This is a genomic window from Devosia epidermidihirudinis, assembly GCF_000971295.1.
GTDB classification, from domain to species: Bacteria; Pseudomonadota; Alphaproteobacteria; order Rhizobiales; family Devosiaceae; genus Devosia; species Devosia epidermidihirudinis.
This window is the reverse complement of sequence record NZ_LANJ01000016.1, coordinates 444743-470527: the sequence shown is the minus strand read 5'-3', so window position 1 is coordinate 470527 and position 25785 is coordinate 444743. Positions and strand designations below refer to the sequence as shown.

At 61.8% G+C, this 25785-nt stretch carries 24 protein-coding genes; 10 read left to right on the top strand and 14 right to left on the bottom strand.

All coding sequences use genetic code 11. From position 1 onward, the window contains the following. Positions 1 to 50 precede the first annotated feature (50 nt). A complete protein-coding gene (locus WH87_RS10570) occupies positions 51 to 1175 on the top strand; it encodes a metallophosphoesterase family protein (RefSeq protein WP_046139190.1) in 1125 nt (374 codons plus the stop codon). After that, positions 1172 to 3805: an AAA family ATPase gene (locus tag WH87_RS10565; protein ID WP_046139191.1), complete on the top strand. Its 2634-nt coding sequence runs from the start codon at positions 1172 to 1174 to the stop codon at positions 3803 to 3805. Before WH87_RS10570 ends, WH87_RS10565 begins: the two co-directional genes overlap by 4 nt. A gap of 37 nt (positions 3806 to 3842) precedes the next feature. On the opposite strand, the gene WH87_RS10560 is transcribed toward WH87_RS10565, so the two are convergent. Both WH87_RS10560 and WH87_RS10555 read right to left on the bottom strand, forming a co-directional pair. Further along, positions 3843 to 4868: an aldo/keto reductase gene (locus WH87_RS10560; RefSeq protein ID WP_046139192.1), complete on the bottom strand. Its 1026-nt coding sequence runs from the start codon at positions 4866 to 4868 to the stop codon at positions 3843 to 3845. A 106-nt stretch (positions 4869 to 4974) separates the two neighbouring features. After that, positions 4975 to 5877, bottom strand: a complete 903-nt coding sequence (locus WH87_RS10555) for a LysR family transcriptional regulator ArgP (protein ID WP_046139193.1) — start codon at positions 5875 to 5877, stop codon at positions 4975 to 4977. A 97-nt stretch (positions 5878 to 5974) separates the two neighbouring features. Here WH87_RS10555 and WH87_RS10550 point away from each other — a divergent pair, with 97 nt between their 5' ends. Next, positions 5975 to 6583 carry a LysE/ArgO family amino acid transporter gene (locus WH87_RS10550; protein WP_046139194.1) on the top strand — a complete coding sequence of 203 codons (609 nt, stop codon included), beginning with the start codon at positions 5975 to 5977 and terminating at the stop codon, positions 6581 to 6583. On the opposite strand, the gene WH87_RS10545 is transcribed toward WH87_RS10550, so the two are convergent. From WH87_RS10545 to WH87_RS10505, 9 genes are all read right to left on the bottom strand, one after another. Further along, positions 6580 to 7509 (bottom strand): MYG1 family protein, encoded by a 930-nt coding sequence (locus WH87_RS10545; protein WP_046139195.1) that lies wholly within the window; start codon positions 7507 to 7509, stop codon positions 6580 to 6582. The genes WH87_RS10550 and WH87_RS10545 overlap by 4 nt on opposite strands. A 171-nt stretch (positions 7510 to 7680) precedes the next feature. Further along, on the bottom strand, positions 7681 to 8724 hold the full coding sequence (locus tag WH87_RS10540; protein WP_046139196.1) for a Gfo/Idh/MocA family protein: 1044 nt from the start codon (positions 8722 to 8724) through the stop codon (positions 7681 to 7683). Positions 8725 to 8736: 12 nt separating this feature from the next. Next, positions 8737 to 9738, bottom strand: coding sequence for a Gfo/Idh/MocA family protein (locus WH87_RS10535; protein WP_046139197.1), 1002 nt, complete (start codon positions 9736 to 9738; stop codon positions 8737 to 8739). Between the two features lie 10 nt (positions 9739 to 9748). Beyond that, entirely contained in the window at positions 9749 to 10525 is a 777-nt protein-coding gene (locus WH87_RS10530; RefSeq protein WP_046139198.1) for an SDR family oxidoreductase, read from the bottom strand. Further along, on the bottom strand, positions 10522 to 11703 hold the full coding sequence (locus WH87_RS10525) for a hypothetical protein (protein WP_046139199.1): 1182 nt from the start codon (positions 11701 to 11703) through the stop codon (positions 10522 to 10524). The genes WH87_RS10530 and WH87_RS10525 overlap by 4 nt, the downstream gene beginning before the upstream one ends. Next, complete coding sequence (locus WH87_RS10520) at positions 11700 to 12038, bottom strand: hypothetical protein (RefSeq protein WP_156458197.1); 339 nt, start codon at positions 12036 to 12038, stop codon at positions 11700 to 11702. The genes WH87_RS10525 and WH87_RS10520 overlap by 4 nt, the downstream gene beginning before the upstream one ends. 57 nt (positions 12039 to 12095) lie before the next feature. After that, positions 12096 to 13223, bottom strand: a complete 1128-nt coding sequence (locus WH87_RS10515) for an ABC transporter substrate-binding protein (protein ID WP_046139201.1) — start codon at positions 13221 to 13223, stop codon at positions 12096 to 12098. Positions 13224 to 13282: 59 nt separating this feature from the next. Next, on the bottom strand, positions 13283 to 14131 hold the full coding sequence (locus tag WH87_RS10510; protein ID WP_046139202.1) for an ABC transporter permease: 849 nt from the start codon (positions 14129 to 14131) through the stop codon (positions 13283 to 13285). Between the two features lie 26 nt (positions 14132 to 14157). Continuing rightward, positions 14158 to 14952 (bottom strand): ABC transporter ATP-binding protein, encoded by a 795-nt coding sequence (locus WH87_RS10505; RefSeq protein ID WP_046139203.1) that lies wholly within the window; start codon positions 14950 to 14952, stop codon positions 14158 to 14160. Positions 14953 to 15248: 296 nt separating this feature from the next. Here WH87_RS10505 and WH87_RS10500 point away from each other — a divergent pair, with 296 nt between their 5' ends. Both WH87_RS10500 and WH87_RS10495 read left to right on the top strand, forming a co-directional pair. Next, entirely contained in the window at positions 15249 to 16202 is a 954-nt protein-coding gene (locus tag WH87_RS10500; RefSeq protein WP_197410775.1) for a MurR/RpiR family transcriptional regulator, read from the top strand. A 2-nt stretch (positions 16203 to 16204) separates the two neighbouring features. Further along, a complete protein-coding gene (locus WH87_RS10495; protein ID WP_046139204.1) occupies positions 16205 to 17671 on the top strand; it encodes an N-acyl-D-amino-acid deacylase family protein in 1467 nt (488 codons plus the stop codon). Here the strand turns inward: WH87_RS10495 and WH87_RS10490 are convergent. Genes WH87_RS10490 through WH87_RS10480 form a run of 3 tightly spaced genes read right to left on the bottom strand, consistent with a single transcriptional unit; the run spans position 17668 to position 20649 of the window. Beyond that, positions 17668 to 18342, bottom strand: a complete 675-nt coding sequence (locus WH87_RS10490) for an N-acetylmannosamine-6-phosphate 2-epimerase (RefSeq protein ID WP_046139205.1) — start codon at positions 18340 to 18342, stop codon at positions 17668 to 17670. The two genes, WH87_RS10495 and WH87_RS10490, sit on opposite strands and share 4 nt — an antisense overlap. Continuing rightward, a complete protein-coding gene (locus tag WH87_RS10485) occupies positions 18339 to 19898 on the bottom strand; it encodes a DUF4127 family protein (protein ID WP_197410774.1) in 1560 nt (519 codons plus the stop codon). Before WH87_RS10485 ends, WH87_RS10490 begins: the two co-directional genes overlap by 4 nt. 1 nt (position 19899) lies before the next feature. Continuing rightward, positions 19900 to 20649: a GntR family transcriptional regulator gene (locus WH87_RS10480; protein WP_156458195.1), complete on the bottom strand. Its 750-nt coding sequence runs from the start codon at positions 20647 to 20649 to the stop codon at positions 19900 to 19902. A gap of 190 nt (positions 20650 to 20839) precedes the next feature. Here WH87_RS10480 and WH87_RS10475 point away from each other — a divergent pair, with 190 nt between their 5' ends. Genes WH87_RS10475 through WH87_RS10455 form a run of 5 tightly spaced genes read left to right on the top strand, consistent with a single transcriptional unit; the run spans position 20840 to position 25782 of the window. Then, complete coding sequence (locus WH87_RS10475; protein WP_046139207.1) at positions 20840 to 22093, top strand: ABC transporter substrate-binding protein; 1254 nt, start codon at positions 20840 to 20842, stop codon at positions 22091 to 22093. Between the two features lie 4 nt (positions 22094 to 22097). After that, positions 22098 to 23018 carry a carbohydrate ABC transporter permease gene (locus tag WH87_RS10470; RefSeq protein ID WP_046139208.1) on the top strand — a complete coding sequence of 307 codons (921 nt, stop codon included), beginning with the start codon at positions 22098 to 22100 and terminating at the stop codon, positions 23016 to 23018. Then, a complete protein-coding gene (locus tag WH87_RS10465; protein WP_046139209.1) occupies positions 23005 to 23856 on the top strand; it encodes a carbohydrate ABC transporter permease in 852 nt (283 codons plus the stop codon). Before WH87_RS10470 ends, WH87_RS10465 begins: the two co-directional genes overlap by 14 nt. Next, positions 23853 to 24713, top strand: a complete 861-nt coding sequence (locus WH87_RS10460) for an ROK family protein (RefSeq protein ID WP_046139210.1) — start codon at positions 23853 to 23855, stop codon at positions 24711 to 24713. The genes WH87_RS10465 and WH87_RS10460 overlap by 4 nt, the downstream gene beginning before the upstream one ends. Next, positions 24706 to 25782, top strand: coding sequence for an ABC transporter ATP-binding protein (locus WH87_RS10455; RefSeq protein ID WP_046139211.1), 1077 nt, complete (start codon positions 24706 to 24708; stop codon positions 25780 to 25782). Before WH87_RS10460 ends, WH87_RS10455 begins: the two co-directional genes overlap by 8 nt. The last annotated feature ends 3 nt before the right edge of the window (positions 25783 to 25785 follow it).

Here is a 25785-nt window from a genome sequence, read left to right as displayed (position 1 = left end):
GCGCAAACCCGCACAAGGCTAGGCATGGGTGTAGAAAACGTTCGGGGCCCATGTTTCGCTTTATCCATAGTTCGGACCTGCATATCGGTAAGCGCTTCGGCAATATGGCCGAAGACCTGCGCGGGCGACTGCGCGAGGCGCGTCACAGCGCCCTCACCCGTCTTGCGGCACAGGCCCGGGCGCAGGGCGCCGAGACCATCCTTCTGGCAGGGGACACGTTCGATACCGAAACGCCGACGCCCGCTATGCTGCGGCAAGCACTGGCCGAAATGGGCCATCATGCCCCCATCCACTGGGTGATCCTGCCGGGCAACCATGATTCCCTGCTCGCCGACGAACTCTGGAACGCCGCCCGCAGCGCATCGCCTGCCAACGTGACGCTGGCGACCACCGCCACGCCGCTTGAGCTTGCCCCCGGCGTCGTGGTTTTGCCCGCGCCCTGCACCACCCGCCGTCCCGGCCGCGATCTCAGCGACTGGATGGATGGCGCAGCGACGCTCGAAGGCACTATCCGCATCGGCCTTGCCCATGGCGCGATCCAGGATTTCTCCGAGGATGCCGCCGCCTCCGATGTCATCGCGCCGAACCGCGCCGCCCGCGCGGGCCTCGACTATCTGGCGCTGGGCGATTGGCACGGACAGGTCAGCGTCAATGAGCGCACCCGCTATTCTGGCACGCCCGAGCCCGACCGTTTCAAGCACGACACACCCGGACAAGCGCTGGCGGTGAGCATTGCCGGAGCAGGCGCGCTTCCGGATATTCGGCCAGTCGAAACAGGTAGCTTTGTGTGGAGCACACTGCCGCTCGATCTGTTGTCGGGGCAGGATGGCGCCACGGACTTCACGATCAGCCTCCCCACTGGCACGGCGCGCCGTCAAACGCTGCTCCGCGTTGTCGCATCTGGGCGGACGCGCCTTGCGTCGCGCATGGCGTTGGCTAGTGCGATCCGCGAGGCGGAACCGGATTTTGCCCATCTCGAACTCGACGAGACTGATCTCGCCACCGATTGCGAAGCCAGCGATCTCGATCAGATCGACCGCGCCGGGGCGCTCCGCGAGGCTGCGCAGGCGCTACTGGAACAGAGCGAGGACGCCAGCCAGTCGAGCGCCGAGCGTCTGATTGCCCGGGAGGCGCTGGTGCGCCTGTTCTCCTATTGCGAGACCATCGAGGCATGAAGCTCACAGCCCTCCGCCTGCACAATGTGAAGCGCTTCGCCGGGCGCGGCGTCGCCATCGAGGGTATTGGCGACGGCGTCAATGTGCTGACCGCGGCCAATGAACATGGCAAGTCGACCTGTTTTGAGGCGCTGCACGCACTGTTCTTCCATCCCCATACCGGCACGGCTTCGGGCGTCCAGATGCTGCGCCCCTATAGCGGCGGCAGCCCCCTGGTCGAGGCAGACATCTCCACCGCTTCCGGGCGCTATCGCCTGACCAAGCAATATTACAGCGGCAAGCGCGCCAGCGTGGTCGATCTCGAAACCTCCCGCCTTATTGCCCAGGCTGATGAGGCCGAGGCTTTTATCGGCGAGTTGATCCGGGGCGGCACGGCGGGGCCTGCCGGATTGCTTTGGGTGCGTCAGGGCCTGACCGGCATTGAAAAGCGCAGCAAAAGCGAAGAAGAAGGCGATAAGCGCGTGCGCGAGAGCCTCCTCACCTCCGTTCAGGGCGAGGTCGAAGCGTTGACCGGCGGCCGCCGCATGGCCGAAGTCATCGCCGCCTGCGAGGAAGAACTCAACCGCCTCGTGACTGCGACCGGTCGCCCCAAAACGGGCGGCCCCTATCAGGCGGCGCTTGAGGCCCAACAGCGGTTGACCGAACAGGCGCACATCCTTGGTGCAGAAGTCACCGCCCTACGCGAGGCGCTGGATCGACGTCGGCAGACCTTGGTTCGGCTGGCCGAACTGGACAATGCCGAAGAAGCCGCACAGCGCCAGCAGGCGATATCGGCTGCCGAGGATGCCTTTGAAGCTGCCAAGTCGCACAGCGATGCGCTCAAAGCTGCCGAGGCCGAAGCCGCCCTTGCCAGCAATCGGCATACCGCAGCCGCCGATGCGCTTTCCGCCTATCGTGCCGCCCAACAGCGTGCGGCAGAGCTTGAGGGACAATTGGCCCAGGCAATGACCCAGCGCGATGCAGCCACTGAACGCCGTGCCGCCGCCCTCGCCGATAGCGAGCGGGCAAGCGCCGCCGTCGCCGCAGCCGAATTGGCCGAACAGGAAACGCGCGATCTGCTGACCCGCCTCGATGCCGCTTTGGCAGCGCGTGCAGCCGCCGAACAGGTGCGCGACATGCGCACTCGGCTTGAACAGGCCGAGGCCGCGCGTCAGCAGGTGGAAGACGGTGATGCGGCCCTTGCGCTGCTCACCCTGCCCGCCAATGCGGTGGAGCAATTGCAGGCGCTGGAGATCGACCTAGTGCGGTTGCGCGCTGCGCAGGCGGCCACTCTGCCAACGCTGCGCATGGACTATGCCGATGGCAAGTCGGGCACGGTCAGTATTGCGGACGATACCGTTGCCGACGGCGAAGATCGTGGCTTTGCCGGGTCGGTGCGGCTGGACATTGCTGGTGTCGGCACACTGACGCTGCGTTCCAATCGACCACCGCAAGCCGATCAGGCTATCGAAACAACCGAGCGCAAGCACAAGGAAATGCTGGCTAGCCTGGGCGTCAACAGCCTCGACGCTGCCCGCCAAAAGCAAAGCCAGGCGCAGGCCACGACACGAGAGCGCGATCTGGCTGTTCAGCGCCTCGGCGATCTGGCGCCCAAGGGCATTCAGCACGTGCGCGACGAGGTCGCTCGGCTCGACAGCATCAGCGCGGGCGCGCTAGAGCTCAAGGCCGACCCCGAACAGGTTCGCACCAGCCTTGCCACCGCCACCGCTGAAGTTGCCAGTAGTCGCAATGCCGTACGCGAAATCCAGCCACGTCGTGCGCAGGCCGATCAGGCTCTGGTCGAGGCTCAGACCAGCCACGCGACCATCGACGCGACGCTCAAGGGGCTCGACGCGACACTCGGCCCCATCGCCAGCCGTGGTGAGCGGGAAGCTCAGTTACGTGCCGCGTTGGATCAACAGCAGGCGGCGCTCGATGCCGCCACCGCCCGCCTCGCGCCGCTACGCAGTGCTGCCCATGACCTCGCCAGCGCCGAGGCCACCTTGCGCCGCACCCGCTCGGTGGATAGCGCCGCCAATCAGGAAGCCGCGCAACTGCGCGTGGTGCTGGCCGAGCTGAACGGACAGATCCGCACGCAGTCGGACGAAGCCGTGGAAGAAGCATGGCTCGAGGCACGGGATGCCTTGGCCGCCGCCAGCGAACGCGTGCAACGCTTTGAAACCGAAGTGGCGGTTCTCGATCGTCTGCGCAAGACATTGGTCGCCGCCCGTTCGGCAGCGAGCGATCTTTATCTCAAGCCCGTCATCACGGAATTACTGCCGCTGATCGGGCTGTTGTTCGATGACATCTCGATCACCTTTGACGAAAACACGCTGCTGCCGCAGTCGGTGCGCCGCAAGGGGCAGGATGAGGATGTGGACCGGCTCAGCGGCGGCATGCGCGAGCAGTTGTCCATTCTGACCCGGCTGGCCTTTGGGCGCCTCTTGGCGCGCGACGGACGTCCGGCCCCGGTCATTCTCGATGATGCGCTGGTCTATTCCGATGATGACCGCATTGAGCGCATGTTCGATGCGCTGCATCGCCAGTCGCGCGACCAGCAGATCGTAGTGTTCTCCTGTCGCCAGCGCGCCTTTGCCAAGTTGGGCGGCAATATTCTGCAGATGACCGACTGGACCCCATCAGCCAGTTAGGCTGACCGGACGGTTCCCCATTCGGCCAGCATTGCTGTTACCACCAACGCGGATGCGACGGGACCATGCCCGTTGTCGTCGCTGCGTTGATGGCGACGATTTCCTCATCGGCAAAGTCCAGATTGTTCAGTGCGCCGAGATTGTCGTGTAGCTGCGCCGGCGTACGAATGCCGATCAGTGCCGAAGTCATTTCCGGACGACGCAACACCCAGGCCAGCGCCATCTGTGGCAGGCTCTGGCCACGTGACTTGGCGATAGCCGCCAGCTTGCCGACAGCCTCAAGCGTTTCCGGCTTGATATTGTCGGCCTTGAGGAACGGATTGTTGCTGGTGCCGCGCGCGCCAGCCGTATCGCCCGTGTTGTATTTGCCGGACAACACGCCCTGCGCCAGCGGCGAGAAGGCGATCATGCCGATGCCGAGTTCACCGCAAGCATCTACGGTCTTGTCGTCTTCAATCCAGCGATTGAGGATCGAATAGCTGGGCTGATGCAGGATGCAGGGTACGCCGAGCGACTTCAGAATGGCGTGGGCCTGCCGTGTCTCGGCTTCGGGATAATTGGAAATGCCGACATAAAGCGTCTTGCCCTGCGCCACCAAGGTCGCCAGCGCGCCCATAGTTTCCTCCAACGGCGTCGCGGGATCAAAGCGGTGCGAATAGAAGATGTCGACGTAATCGAGCCCAAGGCGCTTGAGCGACTGATCCGCCGAGGCGATCAGGTTCTTCCGGCTCCCCCATTCGCCATAGGGGCCTTCCCACATGCTGTAACCAGCCTTGGAAGAGACGATCAGCTCGTCGCGATAGGGCTTGAAATCGCGGGCCAAGACCTGCCCAAACAGCTCTTCGGCCGAGCCGGGAGGGGGGCCATAATTGTTGGCGAGATCGAAATGGGTGATGCCGGCATCAAAGGCGGCGCCCAGCATTTCAAACGCCGATGGGTAATCGCGCGCGCCACCGAAATTCTGCCAGAGACCAAGACTGATGATCGGCAGCTTCAGGCCCGAGCGACCGGCATGGCGATATTGCATGGTTTCGTATCGGCCATTGGCCGCGCGATAGGTCATGATGTGTCCTGTGGTGGAGACAGCCGCGCCGGACGGCGCAGTGTGAATTCTGAGACGAGCCTATCGCCCCCGCGCGGGGATTGTCGATATTCCCAGCAGCGATTTCTCAGGCGGGCAGAAGGCTGTTCCGAGCCGCCGCGACGACCTCACGGGTCAGCGTCGATAGCTGATCAGCGGCAAGCCTATTGACCTGCCAGAACAGCGGCGTGTCGAGCGTCAGTCCGGGCACAAGCTCAACGAGGCGACCGGACTTGAGGTGCTCCCTGACCAACTGGCTCGGGTTCATGCCCCAGCCCATGCCGGAAAGGCTCGCATCGACAAAACCATGCGTCGAGGGCAGCCAATGGCTTGGATGGGCAATGTCGTGACCAAATGCCAGACGGATCCATTGGCTCTGCAGGCGATCCTTCTGGTTGAAGGTCAGCGCCGGGGCATTGGCAATCGCAGCAGCGGTGACGCCATCGGGAAAATGGCTCGCGACAAAGTCTGGACTAGCAGTGGCGTGGTAACGCAAGGTGCCGAGGGGGATGGAGCGGCAGCCGGGCACTGGCTTTTCAAGGCTGGTGACCGCAGCCACCACCTTGCCGCGCTGCAGCCACTCGGCCGTGTGGTCCTGATCATCGACAGCGATGTTGAGCAGATAAGGTGAGAGTCGCGTGAAGCGGGCCATGGCGTCAACAAACCAGGTGCCGAGACTATCGGCGTTGGTGGCGATATGAAGCGTAACGCTCTGACTGCCTTCGCCGTTGTCGCGCAGCGAAGGCAAGCGCTCGAACAGCCCCTGCTCCAGCATACCCACCTGCTCCATGTGCCGACACAGCACCTCGCCGCGCTCTGTTGCGGTGCAGGGATTGCCACGCTCGATCAGCACCACGCCCAGCCGCTCTTCAAGCTGTTTGACGCGCTGGGAGATCGCCGACGGTGTCACGTTGAGGCTTTTGGCAGCCTTTTCAAAGCTGCCGGTGCGTACAATCGCGGCGACAGCGCGCAGAGATTGATAGTCGATCATGGCTTAGCTGCGCTTACTTGACGTTAGAAGCATTATCTTGGCTTAGCACGATGGCAGCGCTAGAGGGAGGGCCTCCAACGCGGTGAGTGCAGGCAGAATGGACCTTTCAGTATATGCGACCGGACTGATGATGGGCCTTAGCCTCATCGTCGCGATTGGCGCGCAAAACGCCTTCGTGCTGCGGCAGGGTTTGCAGAACCAGCATGTGCTTGCCGTCTGCCTCACCTGTGCCGTCTCCGACGCCATCCTGATCGCCGTTGGTGTCACCAGCTTTCGCACCATCGGCGCGCTGCTGCCCTGGCTCGATCCTGTCATGCGCTATGGTGGTGCGGCGTTCCTGTTTCTTTATGGCGCCAAAAGCCTCTACGCCGCCTTTCGGCACAATGGTGCGCTCGGCAGCGAGGCTGTGCCATCAATGGGCCTGTGGCCGACCATTGCGATCTGCCTGTCGCTGACTTGGCTCAATCCGCATGTCTATCTCGACACCGTCATGCTGCTCGGCACGGTCTCCAGCGGTTATCCGGGACGCGAAACCTCGTTCATGGTTGGCGCGATTACGGCGTCCTTCGCGTTCTTCTTTGCCCTCGGCTATGGCGCGACATGGCTGCGGCCGGTTTTTGCCAAACCCGCCGCGTGGCGCGTGCTCGAGGCCTTGATCGCCATCACCATGTGGGCAATAGCGATCAAGCTGCTGATCGGGTTCTAGGCAGCGCTGGCCAGCGCTTCGCGCACAGCAATCTCGGCCATCGCCAGAATGGCTTCACGGGTCTTGGCTGCGGCGATGAAGCGGCCATTGTGGCAGAACACAGCGCCGGGCACGCCGGATGCCTCTTCAAGATCCCCATTGGTCAGACCCGCCCAGGCGACCGGCAGGTCGGCGCGCAGCTCAAAGCCTTCATCAGCCTTGCGGATGCCGGTGAGGGACCAGTCCTTGTCGCGGGGATTGACGACAAACAGCAGGTGATCGGCACCCGCCTTGATGACGGCGGGGCGGAACGGCATGCCCATCGGCAATTCCAGAATGCGGCTCTCACCCGCTGCAACGATAGCCTGATGCACCAGAGCTTCCGCGCGCAACTTGGCAGCGCTGCGGGCAATATTGGCTTCAACGAAGCTGCGGGCGATGCCCAGAGCGCCCATGAAGCCACGCAGTTCAGCCTCGGGATCGGTTTCGTCGAACACTGGCTTGAGCGTCTCGATCAGCGCCGGCAGGGTCAGCCCGACCAGCACACCAGCCGACGATACATCGAGCGCGCCATTGTCCACGAGGTCGACGGGCAGCACGAAGGTCGTGTCGAACTTGGCGTGGATGGCGTCGAGGTGCTCGGCGGCAATGCCCGACGCGGTCAGGTAGTCGCGGCCATAATGCTTCCAGACCAGACCGAACGAGCTGTAGGGCTGGTCATCTTCCCGGCGAGGGGCGCCACGCTGGTGATGATCGAAAATCCGCGCTTCGGCATCATAGGCGCCGCCCACATCATAAATGATACGGTCTGCCGCCGGAGCAATCCATTCCGCCGCGCGCGTCCGCACGATCTGCGCTGCGGGAAACAGCTTGGTCAGGATGACGGACGACATCACCTCGTCAGCGTGAAAACCACCGGAATGGGTGACGAGGAAGTCTGGGGTCATAGATGCGTGCCTTGCTGGGGAGCCGAACGGTTTCACGCAACATGGCCGTGCCACCGCGTAAACAGGACGCTCCTCATATCGCATCCGGCGATAATTTCCAGTCGCCCTAGACAACAGAGACGCGACAGGAGATGTGCGCCCCGGCGCTGTGGTGCCGGGGCGTGGTGATGACTAGAGCTTGATGACTTCGCCCGTATGGATGGATTCGTCGGCGGCGAGCACGATGCGCAGGCTTTGCACGCCATCCTCCATGTGGTCGCTCAGATCGATGTTCTCGGTGATGGCCTTGAGCAAATAGCGCTGTTCGCGTTCACACAGATCATCGTGGTCAGGCTCGTCGGTCATGTCGATGCGCTCGTCTGGCTTGGACATGTCGGCATAATGGCGCAGGATCTGGTTGGTCTTGGTGTGGGCGTTGATATCGTCCGATTTCACGCCGCTGGCGTTTTCGGCCATGACGATGGACACCGAGCCCTTGGGACCAAACACGTCTTTGACGAAGAATGCGGTCTCGCTGACCATGGGGCCCCAACCGGCCTCATACCAGCCCACCGAGCCGTCATCGAACTGCACCTGCAGCATGCCGTAATTGTTCTTGGCCACTTCGTCGGTAAGGCGAGCACCGATGGCGTGGACCTTGATCGGCTTGGCATCGGTCATCTGGCACATGACGTCGACATAGTGCACGCCACAATCGACGATGGGCGGAAAGCTGTCCATCAGGCGCTTGTGCCAGGCCCAGGTTTCCCCGTTGGACTGCTGGTTGAGGTTCATGCGGAACACCAGCGGCGTACCCAGTTCGCGCGCGATCTCGATGAATTTGATCCAGCTTGGATGCTGACGCAGGATGTAGCCAATCACCAGTTTTTTGTCGGTGCGTTTGGCGGTTTCCACCACTTCCTGCGCGTCGGCCACGGTGAGTGCCATCGGCTTTTCCACGAACACATGTGCGCCCGCTTCCATGGCCTTGATAGCATAGGCGGCGTGGGTGTCGGGCATAGTGTTGATCGACACCACGTCCGGCTTCAGCGTTGCCATTGCCGTGTCGAAGTCGGAGAACTTCTCGGCACCGTGCAAGGCCTCTGGCAGATTGACCTTGTCGATATTGCGGGTGCAGACGCCGACGACCTCGTAGCCATCGATGCGCGTGTACCCGAGGGCGTGGCTCATACCCATATTGCCCAGTCCAACGACCAGAACGCGAAGCTTGCTCATGCGGTTTCTCCCCTAACCAATGCGAATGACATTGCCGCTGCGCGCGGATTCTTCGGCGGCCAGGCAGGCCTCCAGCGCCGCCGCCGCATCCTCCGGACGGCCGATATCGGGCTGCTTTCCAGCCAGCGCCATGCGGGTAAAGTAGTCGAATTCATCGCGCAGCGCACCGCCACGAACGCCGTCGAATTCTGGCCAATAGGTGGTGTCGGGACTATGCAGCTTGTTGTCGTCGACGATCGCCAGATTGGGGAAGGTATCCTGAATGTGGATGATGCCTTCCGTGCCGATGATCGACATGCGCTCGTCGATATCGAAGGGCGTTTTTTCCGGCATGCACCACACGGTTTCCAGCGTCGCAGTTGCGCCGCTGGAAAATCGGAACATAGTCTGGCCGATATCGGGATTCTTGAGGTCGCGCACGCTGACGGTCTGGGCATAGGCCGAGACAATCCTGTCGCCGGTCAACCACAGCATCAGGTCGGTATCGTGGATGGCGTCGCCAACAATCGGGCCAATCTTGTTGAGAATTTCCGGGGTCCAGGCCGCCGGAATGTTGCGGCGCGAGCTCAGCGCTACGATCTTGCCAATGCGTCCCGCGTCGATGGCCTGCTTGGCCATGCGGAAACGGGGGTTGAAGCGCGCAATGTGGCCGATAAACAGGATGCCCTTGGAGTCCTTGGAGGCGGCGACAATCTTGCGTGCATCCTCGACTGTCGAGGCGATGGGCTTTTCCAGGAACACGTGCTTGCCAGCCTTGAGCGCGGCAATGGCTGGCTCAGTGTGCTGGTCCCACATGGTGCAGATGGACACCGCGTCGATATTGGGATCGGCCAGCATGTCATTGTAGTCGGCATAGAGTTTTTGCACGCCGAACTTCTCGCCCTGCTGGGCCAGCCGCTCGGCATTGCGCGTGCACAGGGCATCGAGCTTCAGGCTTGGAATGCCGATGATGGTCTCGGCGTGGATTTCGCCAAACCAACCCAGGCCAATGATACCAATTCGCAGTTGAGACATGAATTTCCCCTCACAGATCTTCGAGCGTCAGCTCGCGTGTCATGACAATGTTGCCGGCGCTGAGGCCGCAATCGACGGGGATGACAGCCCCTGAAACAGCGCTGGACGCATCCGACGCCAGAAAACCCACCACTTCGGCCACTTCCTTGGGCTCGACGATGCGGCCCAGCGGATACCAGCGCTCAAGCGTCTTGAGCACTTCGGGATCCTTCTGCGCCCGCTCGCGCCAGAGCGGGGTGCGCACCGTGCCCGGCATGACGCAGTTGGCGCGGATGCCGTGCTTGCCCAGCTCCTGCGCCAGCGTGCGCGTCAGCGAAATCATGCCCGCCTTGCCCGCGCTATAGGCGGGATCGCCCAGCGCAGACTGACCGTTGACTGAGGCGATGTTGATGATGGCGCCACCACCCTGCGGCTTCATCCGCTCGATGGCCGCATGGGCACAATTGAACGCCCCGTTGAGGTTGCCGTTGATCTCTTCGGCCCAGCTTTCGGGCGTGGTCAGGCGCAGCACATGGTGGTTGGAATACCCAGCATTGTTGATCAGCACATCGACACGATCGAGCTCGCCGAAGGCCTCGGCCACGGCGGCGATGTCCCCGATATCGAGGCGCAGGAACATGGCGTCGATGCCATTGTCCTCCAGTGCCGTCAGGGCCGCTGCCGCATTGACCGACTTGTCGATGCCGATAATGCGTGCACCGCGCTGGCCGAACCAGAGGCTCAGGCTCTGCCCAATGCCACCCGCCGCGCCGGTAATGACGACCGTCTTTCCCGCGAACGAATTCATGGCCGCACCCGCGCCAGCGCTTCGCCAATCCAGTCCACGTTGCGACGACGCAAATGGCCCCAGTTGTAAAAGGCCAGATCGGTTACACCGCCCGCAACCAGGCTATCGACCGCGGCAAGAAACTCCGCCTTGTTTTCGATGTCGGGAAAGCTAGGGCGGAGGATTGCTCGAATTGTTGTCCCCGGCGCCACGCGGCGCTTGAGACCGAACAGATCGGCAGCGATGCGCCCGGCATTGGGCTCATAAAAGCACGCCTCGATGATGCCGGTGCGCTTGGAGATGGCTCTGAGGTCTGTGCCTTCATACCAGGCGCCCGCGGTCGGGCGGGCCACTGATGGAATGACGGCCACATTGGCATCCTTGCGGACGCGATCGCGGATTTCAGCAATCAGCGAGGTCACCTGCGCCGAGCGGAAATCGAGATAGGCCGAAAGCTCGGCATCACCCTGCAGATCGGCCTGCCAGAAGGCGCGGCCCATATCATCGGGAATATCGATATCGCTCTCGAGGAACTCTGAAATCTGGGTCGCGACACGGTGCTTCAGCGCCGTCGCGTCGAGCCCCGTCTTGGCCGCTGCCGCAATACAATGATCGCAGAAACACAGCCCCATATAGTTCTCGAACCACGGGTTCTGCCGCACGAAGCTCATCTCGTGATGGTAGCCATGGGCATAGGGCGTGAAGCCCGGCGCTTCGACGGAAATGCCGGCGACCGGATAGCTCTCCGTCACATCGACGGCCAGCCCGATGGCATAGGCGCGCGCCGCCGGGGCCGACGGGCAGAGGTTGTAGTAATAGGGGTCGCCAAAGGCGTTGCGCACAACGCTGTCGGGATGGCGCATGCCAAGTGCAGTATTGTGCAGCAGAACCAACCAGACATTGGTATGCATGGCGTCGTTGGCGCACAGCTCACCCAGAATATCGGACTGTTGCAGCAGCGTATTTGCGATCGGCTTGATCGCGCCATAGCGCGCGTCGTTGTGGCGGAAATAGACTGTGCCATCCTCGGGAAAATAGACCTTGCCAGTCTTGCCCTGAGGCCGGAGGAACTTGCCGGCGTGGTAGCTGCCGGCCATGGAGACCGTATCAAGCCCCATATCGGCGAACGATGCCACGGCCGCGTTGGTGCCGTGCTCGGCCAGGTCCCACGCGTAGGTCAGAATTGCATTGTAGCTCATTGTCCGAACCAGCCGTCTTTGAGGTAATGCATGTATTCGAACACCGCGCCGTGCTTGAGCACAAAGGCGACCTCGAGAAAGTCACCGACCGCGAAGGGTGCGATCAGCACCTCGTCGGCCTCTGCGACCCGCGCAGCAAGATCGTCGACGCGGTAGGCCACGTGAGGATTGTCACGCACGAGAGCCGGCACGCCACTATCGGGCGCATAGCGCAGAAACTCGATGTGCTGGGGGTGGTTTCGAGGATTGGTGACCCAGATCCGGGACTGTTCAACCCAGTCTTCCTCGGGCTGTTTTGTGGTCGTGGTGATGCCCACGTGATCGAATTCGAACACGGTCTGCTCCCGCAATGCAATGAGAAGTGACGGGGGCCGAAGCCCCCGCCTGAAGGATCAGATGGTCGCTTCGATGGCCGGTACGTCGACGGCTGCATAGTCTGCAGACAGCACGAAAGCTTCGGCATCGGCTTTGACCTTGGCATGGTCAAAATCATTGGCGCCATCGATCAGCATGTTGGTCGTGACCTTGGACGCATCGAACGCCTGAGAGACCTGACCGATCTTGTGGATCGCATCGAAATAGGCCTGCCAGCTGTCCTGCAGATGGAAGCCCCACTTGCCGCGACGATCCCAATGGGCGTGCATCAGCGCGCTTTGCTGCATCAGCGATTCAACCGCTGCGGCAGGGTCCATCTGGGTCGCAAGGCCGGGGAACTCTTCCATGGCAATCTGTGTTGCGGCGGCAGGGTTCAGCCAGCCGAATTCCAGACCACGCGCCCAGCCGCGCAGATAGCGGGTGTACAGGTCAACCTTGGCCGGGTCTTCGAGGTCGGCGCTCCGCACGACAAAGCTGTTGGCAGGGAACACCGAGGCGTTCTTGCCGAGCAGATAGTCGAAGTCGAAGCCCTGGCCGCGCCACTGGGCGCGCAAGCCTTCCCAGGTGAGAGCCGCATCGGCCTGACCCTGCGCGAGGGCCTGGCCCCAGGCGCTGACTTCCACATATTTGATGGTGCTGATGTCGACACCGGCAGCGGCCAGCATCGGGTCAGCAATGGACTGCCAACCGGCAGAACCCAGCACGACCGTCATGCCTTCCATGCCCTTGAGATCGGCCGGAGCTTTGCCCTTCTGGAAGGCAAAGTCGAACACGTCACCAGCCATGATGTGGAAGGCCGACGTGAGCTTCATGCCCTGCTCCAGACCAAGCGAGAGCACGCCGGGGGATGGATAGCCGAAATCGGACTGGTTCTGATCGACCAGCTTGACCGTTGCGGTGCCATCCTGCGGACCGGCTTCGATGACGGTTTCGACGTCATCGAAATAGCCCATGCGCTTGGCCACCCAATAGGCGAAGTCATCGACCACTTCGAGTGTGCCGCGGGGCGACACCCAGCGGACGGCTTGCCCCTGCGCAAAGACGCCGCTGGTGTTGAGCCCAAGGGCAGACACGGCGATACCAGCAGACGTAATCTGCAACAGGCGGCGACGGCCGATCGTAGCAGTAGTCAAGAAATTGGACATTGCGTTCTCCTCCCAATGTTTCTTCTGAACCCGGCCCCTCAGCCGGGTGGTGCTGGGGGTCAGGACTCCCAGCTGGTCCATTTCTTCCCGATCAGGAAGAAGATGACGTAGATCGAGATACCGATGACCGCGAGCAGGGTGATCACTGCGAAAAACTGCGGCATGCGGATCATCGACGAGTAATAGTTGAGCCGATTGCCGAGGCCCTCGGCGCCCCCCACCATCTCCGCACCAACCGTGGTCAGAAGGCCAAAGATCGAGCCGACCATCAGGCCAACCATGATCATGGGCATGGCCATGGGAATGCGGATCTTGGTGAAGATCTGGAAAGTCGAGGCCCCGAAAGAGCGGGCCAGGGCAATCTTGGCGAGGTCAACACGGCGGAAGCCCGTCGCAGAATTGATCATCACCATCGGCCCAGATGCCAGCGCCACCGCAATGATGCGCGGCTCCCAGCCAAACCCGAACCGCAGCACCAGCAGCGGCACCAGCGCCAGCATGGGCGTGGTCACCAGCAGCAGGATGTATGGCGTGATGATTTTCTCGGCGAACGGGAACTGGGTGATGACCGCAGCCAGCACGAACCCGACCGATGCGCCTATGGAAAAGCCGATCAGCAGTTCACACAGCGTCGTCACCAGATGCGGCCACAGAAACGGCCACTCGGTGACCAGCGCCATGCCGATGGCACTCGGAGGTGGGAAAATATAGAGCGGCACTTCAAGCAGGCGGATCGCCAGCTCGGTTCCCCCGATAATGACAACCGCCACCATGATGATGATGAAAATCTCGAAGGCCGACCGGCTTGGCCCGCTCATCAGCGAACTCATGCCGCCGCCGAGGCTGACGTCTGCCTTCTGGCCCTTGGCACCAAACGTCGGGATCTTGTCCTGCAACGCGCTGTCCATGTCTAATACTCCTGGCGTGGACTGTGTTAACTGGGACGATGGTCGATCATGGCCTTGATGGCCTCGACGCGATCCAGGAAGTCCGGTGTGGTCTGAATTTTCACGGGGCGCGGACGCGGCAGGTCCACATCCACGATATTGGCGATGCGGCCGGGACGGGCCGACATCACAACGATCCGGTCAGCCAAGAACACGGCCTCGCTGATCGAGTGGGTGATAAAGATGATGGTCTTGCCGGTCTCCATCCAGATTTCCTGGATGAGCAGGTTCATCTCGTCACGGGTGAACGCATCGAGCGCGCCAAAGGGCTCATCCATCAGCAGCACCGATGGATTGACGGCGAGGCTGCGCACAATAGAGGCACGCTGCTGCATGCCGCCCGACAGCTCGCGCGGATACTTGGTTTCGAAGCCTTCAAGTCCCACGCGCTTGAGCAGCTTGTTGATGCGCTCGCGGTCCGGGTCCTGCTTTTTGATTTCGAAGGGGAGCTCGATATTGCGCGCCAGATTGCGCCAGGGCAGCAGGTTGGCTTCCTGAAAGATCATCGCGATCTCGGGATGCGGTTTGGTGATCTTTTCCGAGCCCAGCCGGATTTCTCCGCCGCTCAGCCCATGCAGACCCGCCATCGACCACAGCAAGGTCGACTTACCGCAGCCCGAGGGCCCCAGCAGACAAAGGAACTCGCCTTCTCGCACCTTGATCGATACGTCGTCGAGCGCATGCACCCCACCGGAGCGGGTCTGATAGAACTTTGAAGCTCCATCCACGGTCATCTTGACTGAATTCTGGGCGTCAACCGACGACCCGCTTGCAGCGAGCATACTGCCCCTCCCCTGCATTCTACTGGCAAGCGCCACCAACCCTCCTCGGTCATGGCACGCCAACTCCCTGTCAAAGTTGAAACAGAATTTCACAGACCAAACGATTGGACTTTAGTATTACTCGATCTAGGCATTTCGTGATAATGTCAGCATTTACGCTGGTTTCCCGGCATATGAAACTCCATACAGAGGCCAGATCACCACGACGAGGCAACCAAACAGGGACGACAGCGCTTGCATTCAATCCCGATGCCTGTAATTAAATTTCTTACATCTTCGAACGGAAACCGATGCAGATGGCCGCCAAAACCGCCGCAAGCCACCCCAAGAAAGCAACGCAATCGGAAGTGATTGACGTGGTGTCTCGCATGCAGCGGGTGGAGAACGACATGTCACCCGCAGAGCGGCAAGTCGTGCGGGCCGTTCGCAATGACTATGACGCGGCAACACGCATGACGATCGCCGAGTTGGCGACGCTGGCCGGCGTTAGCCAGCCGACCGTCACGCGGTTCTGCCGCTCAGTCGGCTGCGCCTCTTTCAGAGAATTCAAGGTGATGCTGGCGACGACGCTCACCGTTGCTGCAGCCTATCTTCGTCCTGAACGGCAGTTCTCCGACGATATCGGGCAATTGGCGCAGTCGGTGATGACGCGCGCCATGAACGCCATGCGCGACACCCTCAACGCCCTCGATACCGAAGCGGTCGGGCGTGCCATCGATGCGCTGGCCAATGCGCGCCGCATTGACATTTACGGTCAGGGCGGCGGCTCGGCGAGCCTTGTCGAAGACGCCAAGCTCCGCCTGTTCCGCATCGGCATACCGGTGTCCGCCTATACCGACGGCCACCAGCAGCGCATGTCGGCGGCGACATTGACACAGGGCGACGTGGTGATTGCGATCTCCAACAGCGGACGCTCCAAGGCCGTCGCGGAGGCCGTGGACATTGCCCACTCGTTTGGCGCTACGACGATTGCGCTAACCCGCCCCGACACCCCGATTGCGCAGGGCGCGGATATCCTCATTCCCATCGTCATCGGGGAAGACGAAAACGTTTTGATCCCGACACCATCACGCTACGCCCACATGGGCGTCATCGACACCATCGCTACCGGCGTTGCCGACCGTAAGGGCCCGGCGGCGCGCGAGACGTTGCGGCGCGTCCGGTACACGGTGGCCAGCATCGGCATCGCCATCGCGACGCCCTCGACCGATCCCACCATCCTGATGAAAACCATCAAGCCACACGAGTGATCATGTCTGTGCAATCCACGAACGACATCTATGATTGGGTCTTCCGCAATGCGCGGATCATCGATGGTACCGGGGCGCCCTCTTTTGTAGGCGACCTCGCCGTGCGCGGCGATCAGATTGCCGCCATCGAGTTACCCGGCGTCATCGCTGCTGGTTCCGGACGGAATGAAGCCGATCTTGCAGGCCTCGCGCTCGCGCCGGGTTTTATCGACGCACACACCCATGACGACCGCATCGTGCTCGACGCGCCCGACATGGTGCCCAAGATCAGCCAGGGGGTAACGACCGTAGTTGTCGGCAATTGCGGGATTTCGCTCGCGCCGGTGCGTTTTGAGGGCGCCCCACCGCCACCGATGAACCTGCTGGGCGGAGCCGAAGCCTATCAGTTCTCGACCTTTGGCGATTATGCGGCAGCGGTGCACGAGGCACGGCCCTCACTCAACGTGGCTGCCCTTGTCGGACACTCCGCTCTCCGCCTTGCCACAATGGATGACATAACAGCCAAGGCCAATCCGGCTGAAATTGCTGATATGGCCGCGATGTTGACCGAGGCCATGGAGAACGGCGCGGTCGGCTGGTCAACGGGCCTGTTCTACCCGACCAATGCCGGTGCCGACGCGGACGAAGTTGCAGAACTGGGGCGCTATGTTGCCAGGCATGGCGGGATTTATGCCACCCATATGCGCAACGAATTTGAGAACGTGCTAGACAGCATCGATGAATCCGTTGCCACCGCCAAAAGCGCCGGCACACCACTGGTGATTTCGCACCACAAGTGCGCAGGCGTCGAGAACTGGGGGCGCACGCTTGAAACCTTGCCGAAAATCGAGGCCGCTGCGCACGAGCACCAGATCAATTTCGACGTCTACCCCTATACCGCCGGCTCAACCAATCTGCGTGCGGATCTGATCACCGACACCTACCCCATCATGATCGCATGGTCGCGCCCATTCCCTGAGATGACCGGGCGCTATCTCACCGATATTGCGGCAGGATGGGGCATCGATCTGGACGAAACTGCAGCAAGGCTGCAGCCGGCGGGCGCGATCTATTTCCAGATGGATGAGGATGATGTGCGGCGCGTTCTGAGCTCGCCGCTATCGATGATCGGCTCAGACGGCCTGCCACACGACGATCATCCGCACCCACGGCTCTGGGGTACTTTCCCGCGTGTGCTGGGTCACTATGCGCGCGAAGTCGGCCTGTTCGACCTCGAAATCGCTGTCCACAAAATGACCGGCGTGACCGCCCGGGTCTTTGGCCTCACCAATCGCGGTACGCTGGCGCCGGGCAAGTTCGCCGACCTCGTGGCATTCCACCCCGATACAGTCCGGGACCGGGCTACTTATGAGCGCCCCACCATCCAGTCCGAGGGCATTGCCTGGGTAATGGTTAATGGCGTCATGACCTTCGCACCGGGGCAGTCTCAACCCGGTCGTGCAGGACGTCTTGTGTCCCGCGCGCTTTAACCGATCGCAGCCACCAGCCGCTGAGTGATCAGGTCTGGAGCCGTAACGGCCGAACCGCTGACCACGGCATGGGCGCCGCAGGCGAAGCTTTCGGCGACGTGTTCCGGCGTCCAGACGCCGCCTTCCACAATGACCGGGCAGATCAGGCTCGCGCAGAGCGTGCGGACCAGATCAAAAGGTGGACGCGCAGCACCCTGTGTGGAGGGCGTATAGCCAACCATGGTGGTGGCAACGACGTCAGCACCCGCAGCAACCGCCGATGCGGCTTCGTCGAGCGTGGCGATATCGGCCATGACAGCGACGCCATGCGCATGGGCGGCGGCGGCCAGAACGGCAAAATCGGGACCGGGCCGCGTGCCTTCGGTCGCCTGAATGGCGATCATATCGGCACCAGCGGCGCAAAGACCCTCGACGTCCTCAAGCGTCGTCGTGATGTAATTATCGAACCCTTCGCGCCAATCCTTAACGATGCCGATAATGGGCAGGTCCGTTTTGGGGCGCAGCGCCTTGACGACGTCGACCCCATTGACGCGGAAGCCACCTGCGCCACCAAGTTCGGCGGCCTGCGCCATCAGCGCGAGGATTTCAGGGGTGCGCAAGGGGCTGCGCGGATCCATGGCCTGCGAGGAGACGATCAGTTTGCGCGCGAGGCGATCAAGAACAGCGCTCATGCTGACACCCCGGTCAGAACAAAGTTGATCTCAAAGCTGCGATGCCAGGGGAAGCTAATGTTGGTGACCCCGGTTGCGCCGGGGGCGATGGTATGGAGGAGCGTGGTGAGTTCGGCCGTCATGTTGGTTTCTATGCTGGTTTCGAGCCCCTCAGCTTCGAATTTGCGGGTTTTGTAGTCAGCGTCGAGGCGGCGCTCGAGCTGCGGCCGGGCGACGGATTGATAGGCGTAATCCTCGAGCAGGCGATGGATCAGCATGCGGCGTGCAGCACCTTCATCAAGCGTGCCCATGGCCCGCCCGATCTGGGCGGCAGCGGCAGCTGCCACCACGGAGCCCAGGCTATTGCCCGCCGTATTCCAGCCGCCATAGGCCGAGAGCTTGAGGGCCAGGCCATTGGCGATGAGATTCTCGACCAGGAGCGGATCGCCGCCATTGGCATAGCGCAGATCGGCGAGAGCAACGCGACGCCCCTCGCCGAGCAGGCGCGCAATGAGCTTTGCGGTCTTGTCGGCAGCGAGGCGGTCGACTTCGTCAAAGCTGATCTTATCATGAACGAAATCGCGGCGGTGCGGATCGGGCGCATGGATGACGAGCACTTCGGCATCATCATCGGTCACGAGACGCGCGCCGCTGGCCTTGAGCTGGCGAGCGACCGCGGTCTCGATGGAGCTGTTTTCATATTTTGCGATACGGCCCAGACCATCGTCTTCGGCGCAGGCCACCGCGAACGTTGCAGCCACACCCGAGAGGCACGTCAACTGGCGCGCGACGAGCACGGCAGCCACTTCATCGGCGCCGGGATACATCAGCACCTCGCCGCCAGTGGGCAGCACGGTCATCCACTGGCCGAGCCAGACCTGCTCAAGCGAACCTGCCGCATATTCGGCGGTGTCGTCAGCGGTAATCAGCAGCGGATCAACACTGCGCTCAGCGGCCATGCCAAGCATAGCCAAATTGACCTGATGGTTGCGCAGACGGCGCTGCTCGAAATCGGCGATCACAGCGGGATCAAGACTATCGCGCAGGGCCTGGAGCTCTGCCGCATTGCCATCGTCGGCCAGCGCCTTGGCTCGCACCAGAAAGTCGCGGTGATGCAGTGCACCGAGGCGATGGAGTTCCTTGCCCACCTCCGCCCAATAGAGCGGCTCTTCCTGAGGATTGTAGGAATTGGTGGCGCGCATGACGAGGCTGACAGCGGCAATCGGCAGATCGGGCGCCGTTGCCTTGAGGGCGCGCAGGCGATCAAGCCGGCTCAATGCCGTGACCACGCTATCGTCGGTGGTGCGTGCGGCGATCAAGCCGCCAAAAGCGAGCGTATCGACCGAGACAACGGCGGCGTCCACCTTGGGCGCGACCTCAGCCAGCCAGTCGCCAATGGCGTCCGCTTGGCCCGGCACACGAATGTCGGGCATCAGTTCATCGGGCGGCAGCACCAGATCGGCGCCGGCGATCGCAGCAATGGCGATGGGCAGCTCGACATTGACGGGGCGCTCATCGAGCGGAACGAGCGCAATGGTGAAGCGGCCGCCACGGGCAACGCTGGGGGTCGTAGTCAAATCAGGAGTTCCCGGGATTGCGATAGATGACCATGTCGTAGGAATAGCGATCGGCCCGATAGGTGCTGAGCGCGAATTCGAGGCGGCGGCCACGCGCGTCAAACGCCACGCGTTGCACGCGGAAGGCTGGCGAAAACTCGGGCACGGACAGCGCCGTTGCATCATCGGCACCAAGCACGGTGGCGCGGATGGATTGCTCGGCCTTTTCGACGTTCAGCCCATAGGTCTGCGACAGCACTTCGTAGAGCGAGCCATCCCATTGCAGGGTTTCGAGACCCGGCACCAAGGCCGCGGGCATGTAGCAATGCTCAAGACACATCGGCACGCCATCGGCGGTGCGCACGCGCGTGATGTGCACCACCAAATCGCGCGGACTGATATGCAGTTCAGCCCCCACTTCGGCACCTGCTGCGATGCATTCGACATGGGTGCCGAGCGAGCCGGGCTTGAGGCCACGGGCGCGCATGTCGGTGGTGAACGAGGTCAAATCCACCGATTTGGCGATGCGCGGCTCACTGACAAAGGTGCCTGCACCCTGGGTGCGATAAAGCCGCCCTTCATGGCCCAACTGGTCAAGCACGCGACGAACGGTCAGGCGCGTGGTCTGGAACTGCTCGGCCAAATCGCGCTCAGTCGGCATGCGATCATGCGGCTGCAATCCGCCATCGATCAGACCGGTCAAATACTCACGCAAGCGAGCTGCCTTGCCGGTCGGGCGTGCAGTTTCTGGCACAGTATCTGGGGTGGGCAAATCGGGATCCTCCGAATGGCGGCATACAACCACAGGCACTCAAGCTGCGCAATCTCTGGTCTATACCAATTTTCACATTTTGTAGCCTGACTGCTGCTTTTAGCTGAATCTACGCTTATCCGTTGACGGTATAAAAATAAATGGTCTACACCAATTAGGCGTTCGGGGAACGCAGCAAAGGAGACCGAGCATGCAGACTTTTTCAAACAGGTCCGTCCGCAACGGCCTGATCGGGGCCGCGGCGACCCTGGCACTGGGTTTGGGAGCAACCAGTGCTAGCTACGCGCAAACACAGATCACGTTTTCATATCTCTGGGGCGGTGCTGAGGGGCAGGCGCTTGAAGAGATTATCGCTGATTTCAATGCCAGCCAGACCGACATCGTGGTGACGGGCGTTTCCAGCCCAGACACGACCAAGCAGCTGGCATCCATGTCGAGCTCGCGTGGCGCGTTCGACATTTCCGACAACTTCGCCAGCAACGTTGCGGCCTGGGCCGATCAGGGTATTCTTCTGCCGCTGAACGATCTGGACATCGACATCTCCGACTTCCCGGAAAGCGCGATGAAGCAGCTGGTCGTGGATGGGCAGATCTATTCGCTGCCAATCGCCACGCACAACTTTCAGCTGGTCTACAACAAGAAGCTTCTCGACGAAGCCGGCGTGACCCCTCCAACCACCACAGCTGAGCTGGCAGACGCCATTGCCAAGCTGACCAAGGTTGATGCGAACGGCAATGTGACCCAGCTCGGCCTCGGCCTCAGCGACGTCAGTGCCGGCCTCAAGACCCTGGGCTACGCCTTTGGCGGTGATTGGAACCGTGGGGATGAGCCAAGCCCAACTGATCCCGGGTTTGTCGAAGGCGTGCAGTTCTTCTTCGACAATGTCGTCGCCCCTGTGACGCCAGAAGCCTACAACCGCTTCATCGCTGGCTACGGCCCATACATGTCTGACCAGGACCCGTTCGTGGCTGGCAAGTATGCGATGATCTTTGAGGGCGAATGGCGCTCCAAGTTCAACACCGAAGCCGGCATGGATTGGGGCGTTGTTCCAGTTCCAGGCAAGACGCCTGAGCTGCTGGGCTCGACCTGGTCGGACGTGAGCACCCTGTTCATCCCAACCAACTCGCCCAACAAGGAAGCCGCTGGCGTCTTCCTCAAGTACCTGATGAGCCCACCGGCCATGGAAAAGTTCAGCCACGTGCTGGGCAACCTTCCAGCCCGCCTGTCGCTGGTTAAGAGCGCTGCCTATGACGATCTGCCAAACTTCAATGTGTGGCTGGACGCTCTGAACAGCCCCAACAACCACGGCCTGCCTGCATCGCTCTACATGGTTGAATACAACACCGATCTGGTGTCGGCATTCGATCAGATCCTGCAGGGCTCGCAGACTGTAGACGCCGCCCTCAAGAGCGTCGCAGATCGCAGCGCTTCGTACACGCGTTGATCCAGTGAGCACGTTTCGTTCACAACACTCTGGCTGGGCCCTTTTCAAGGGCCTGGCTTTTGCGTCGCCTTTTCTGATCGGCTTTGGCGTTCTCTACGCCTGGCCGATCCTGGCGTCTGGCTGGTACAGTCTGACCGATTTCAGCCTGTTCAAGGCGCCTCGCTTCGTCGGGCTCGCCAATTACGAACGCATGTTGGCGGACGATAAATTCTGGAAGAGCCTTTACAACACGCTCTACTTCACCTTTGTCGGCGTTCCCGTCGATATCGCCATCTCGCTGGCGGGAGCACATATTCTCAACATGAAGCTGCGCGGCCAGGCTCTGTGGCGCGCGCTGATCTATCTGCCCAGCATTGTGCCCGTGGTGGCGGCAGGCTTTCTGTGGCGCTGGCTGCTTAATGCGCAATATGGCTTCGTCAACGAAATCGCGCGCTGGTTCGGTCTGGCCCAGCCCAATTGGCTGGCTGACTCGGCCTGGGGTGGCGTTTCGGTGCTGATCCTGATGCTGTGGACGGTTGGCGGCACCATGCTGATCTATCTGGCAGCGCTCAAGGATGTTCCGGTTGATCTTTATGAAGCGGCAGAGCTCGATGGCGCGAGCCATTGGCGGCGCTTTATCGACATCACCTGGCCCATGGTTTCGCCGGTGACGCTGTTCCAGATCATCGTTTTGATGATCGCGTTCCTGCAGGTGTTCACCCAGCCGTTCGTGCTGTCCAAGGATCCGGGCCTCACCGCCCAATCGGCCGTTGGACCGGGTGACTCGATGCTGACTTACAGCATCTACCTGTTCCAGAATGCCTTCATGTTCCTCAAAATGGGCTACGCCTCGGCCATGGCCTGGGTGCTGCTCTTCGTGACGCTGGCCATCACCTTGTTGGTGCTGTGGTCGGCAAAGAAATGGGTGTTCTATGGCAACCGTTGAACGCCACCACATGTCGATCGGCCAGATCATCAGTCAGGTCTGGCGCTATGGGCTGGCCATCTTCATGGCACTGGTCTTTGTATTCCCGTTCCTGATCATGCTGACCACGGCCTTCAAGCCGTCCGGCGAGATCTTCAGTGCGCCGCCAGAATTCTGGCCGCGCAGCTGGACGCTGGAGCACTTCGGCACCGCGATGACGCAGTTTCCGTTTTGGCGCTATCTGTCCAACACGCTGCTCATTTCGGTGCTGAGCGTGGTTGGCACATTGCTGGCCTCGCCGCTGGTCGCCTATTCACTGGCCAAGCTGCGCTGGCCGGGGCGCAATCTGGTTTTCATCACCGTGCTGGCCACCATGATGCTGCCGCCACAGGTGACGCTGATCCCGATCTACATGATGTGGAACGGGCTGGGCGCGACCAACACCTATATTCCGCTGATTGTTCCAGCGTTTCTGGGCACGCCGTTCTTCATCTTCCTGATCCGCCAATTCCTGATGTCGATCCCCAATGAGCTGATCGAAGCGGCCAAGATGGATGGGGCTTCGGAATGGCGCGTTTATTGGGACATCGTGCTGCCGATCGCCCGGCCGGCACTGGTCACCTCGGCGGTGTTCCAGTTCGTCTGGACCTGGACCGACTTCCTCAATCCGCTGATCTACATCAATGACGACAAGGCCTATACGCTCTCAATCGGACTCTATTCCTTCCTTGGCTCGCATGGCGTGCAGTGGGGGCCATTGATGGCCGCCTGCGTACTGTTCACCCTGCCCGCCATCGTCATCTTCATTCTTGGCCAGCGCTATTTCATCGGCGGCGTGGCCGCGGGAGCGCTCAAATGACCGCTCTGGCAATCGACATCGGCGGCACCAAGATCCTCGTGGCACTTGTTCGTGATGGTGTGGTGCTGGAGCGGCGTCAGGTCGCGACACCGCGCGATGGTGGCGGCGACGCCTGGTGCGCCGCCATTGCCGACGCCGCTGCCGGCTGGCGTGGGCAATATAGCTCCGCGGGCGCCGCCGTTACCGGGGGCATTCGCGACGGGCGCTGGTATGCACTCAATCCGGAGACCCTGCCGGCTCCAGCCGGATTTCCGCTCGAAGCCACCCTCAGCGACATGCTCGGCCTGCCCGTGCATTGCACCAATGATGCCCAGGCCGCTGGCTGGGGCGAATATCGGCGTGGCGCGGGACAGGGGCGAGATATGGGCTTTGTCACCATCTCGACCGGCATTGGCGGCGGGCTTGTTCTGGGCGGAAAACTGGTCAGTGGCATCTCGGGCCTCGGCGGCCATGTTGGCCTGATGCCACTCGCGACTGTCGACGGCTCCACCGCCATCGAAAATCTCTGCTCGGGCCGCTGGATCGCCAAGCAGGCCGAAGGCCGTGCCGATGATGCACGCGGTGTGTTTGCAGCCGCGGCGACGGGCGCGGACTGGGCACGCGAGATCATCGATCTGTCGATGGACCGCGCCGCCTTGGTACTGCGGACCCTGCAATGGCTGGTCGACCCCGCGGTCATCGTGGTCGGCGGCGGCATTGGTCTCGTCCCAAGCTATTTTGCCGGCCTGCAACAGCGGCTGGCCTCAGGGCCGCACCGCACGGAGCTGCGCCCGGCCCTGTTGGGTGGCGATGCCGGCGTCATTGGCGCGGCAGAGCTGGCCCTTGCACATTCAGAAACGGAAAACGCCCATGAGTAAGGTCGACCTGGAAGCGGTCTCCAAGACATATGACAAGGTTGAAATCCTCAAGGATCTCGACATCTCCGTGCGCGACGGCGAGTTTCTCGTGTTTGTCGGCCCCTCGGGCTGCGGCAAGTCCACGGCTTTGCGTATGATTGCGGGACTGGAAGAGCTGAGTGCCGGCACGATCCGCATTGGCGACCGCGTGGTCAACAATGTCGCTCCCGGCAAGCGCAATGTCGCCATGGTGTTCCAGAGCTATGCACTCTACCCGCACAAGACGGTGGCGCAGAACATCGGCTATCCGCTGATAGTGCAGGGCCTGCCCAAGGCCGAGATCAACCGGCAGGTGCGTGAAGTCGCTGAGACACTGGAACTGACGCCGTTCCTTGATCGTCGTCCGGCCCACCTTTCGGGTGGCCAGCGCCAGCGTGTGGCGCTCGGCCGCGCCATTATCCGCAAGCCCGACGTGTTCCTGTTCGATGAGCCTCTGAGCAATCTCGATGCCGACCTGCGTGTCAGCATGCGCGCCGAAATCATCCGCCTGCGCGAGCGCATCAAGACCACGATGATCTACGTGACCCACGATCAGACCGAAGCCATGACCATGGGCGACCGCATTGCTGTGTTCGCCCCGCTGCGCGCCGGCAATGATCGCAACCTGATGCAGATCGGCACGCCCGACGAGCTTTATAGCCGCCCCGCCAATGTGTTTGTCGCGCGGTTCCTGGGCACGCCCAAGATGAACATTGTCACCGCCCACCGTGATGGCCAGCTCGCGCTGGTGTCCGGAAATGCCTTTTCTGAAGGCGCGCTGCCGGATACCCCGGCCGAGTTCCTGCTCGGCGCGCGCCCGGAGGACATTCGACTTGGCGAAGCGGGCGCACCGGGCCTGTCCGGCAAGATCGCGCTGGTGGAAGCACTGGGCTACGAGCATGTCGTTCACATCGACACCGACGCCGGCACCATCGTCGTGCGCCTTGCCGACAAGACGCTGCGCCCCGTTGCGGGCGATGCAGTGTCGCTGCGGATTGCGCCCGACCTGCTCCACGTTTTCGATCCGATCAGCCAGCAGCGTTTGAACTGAGAC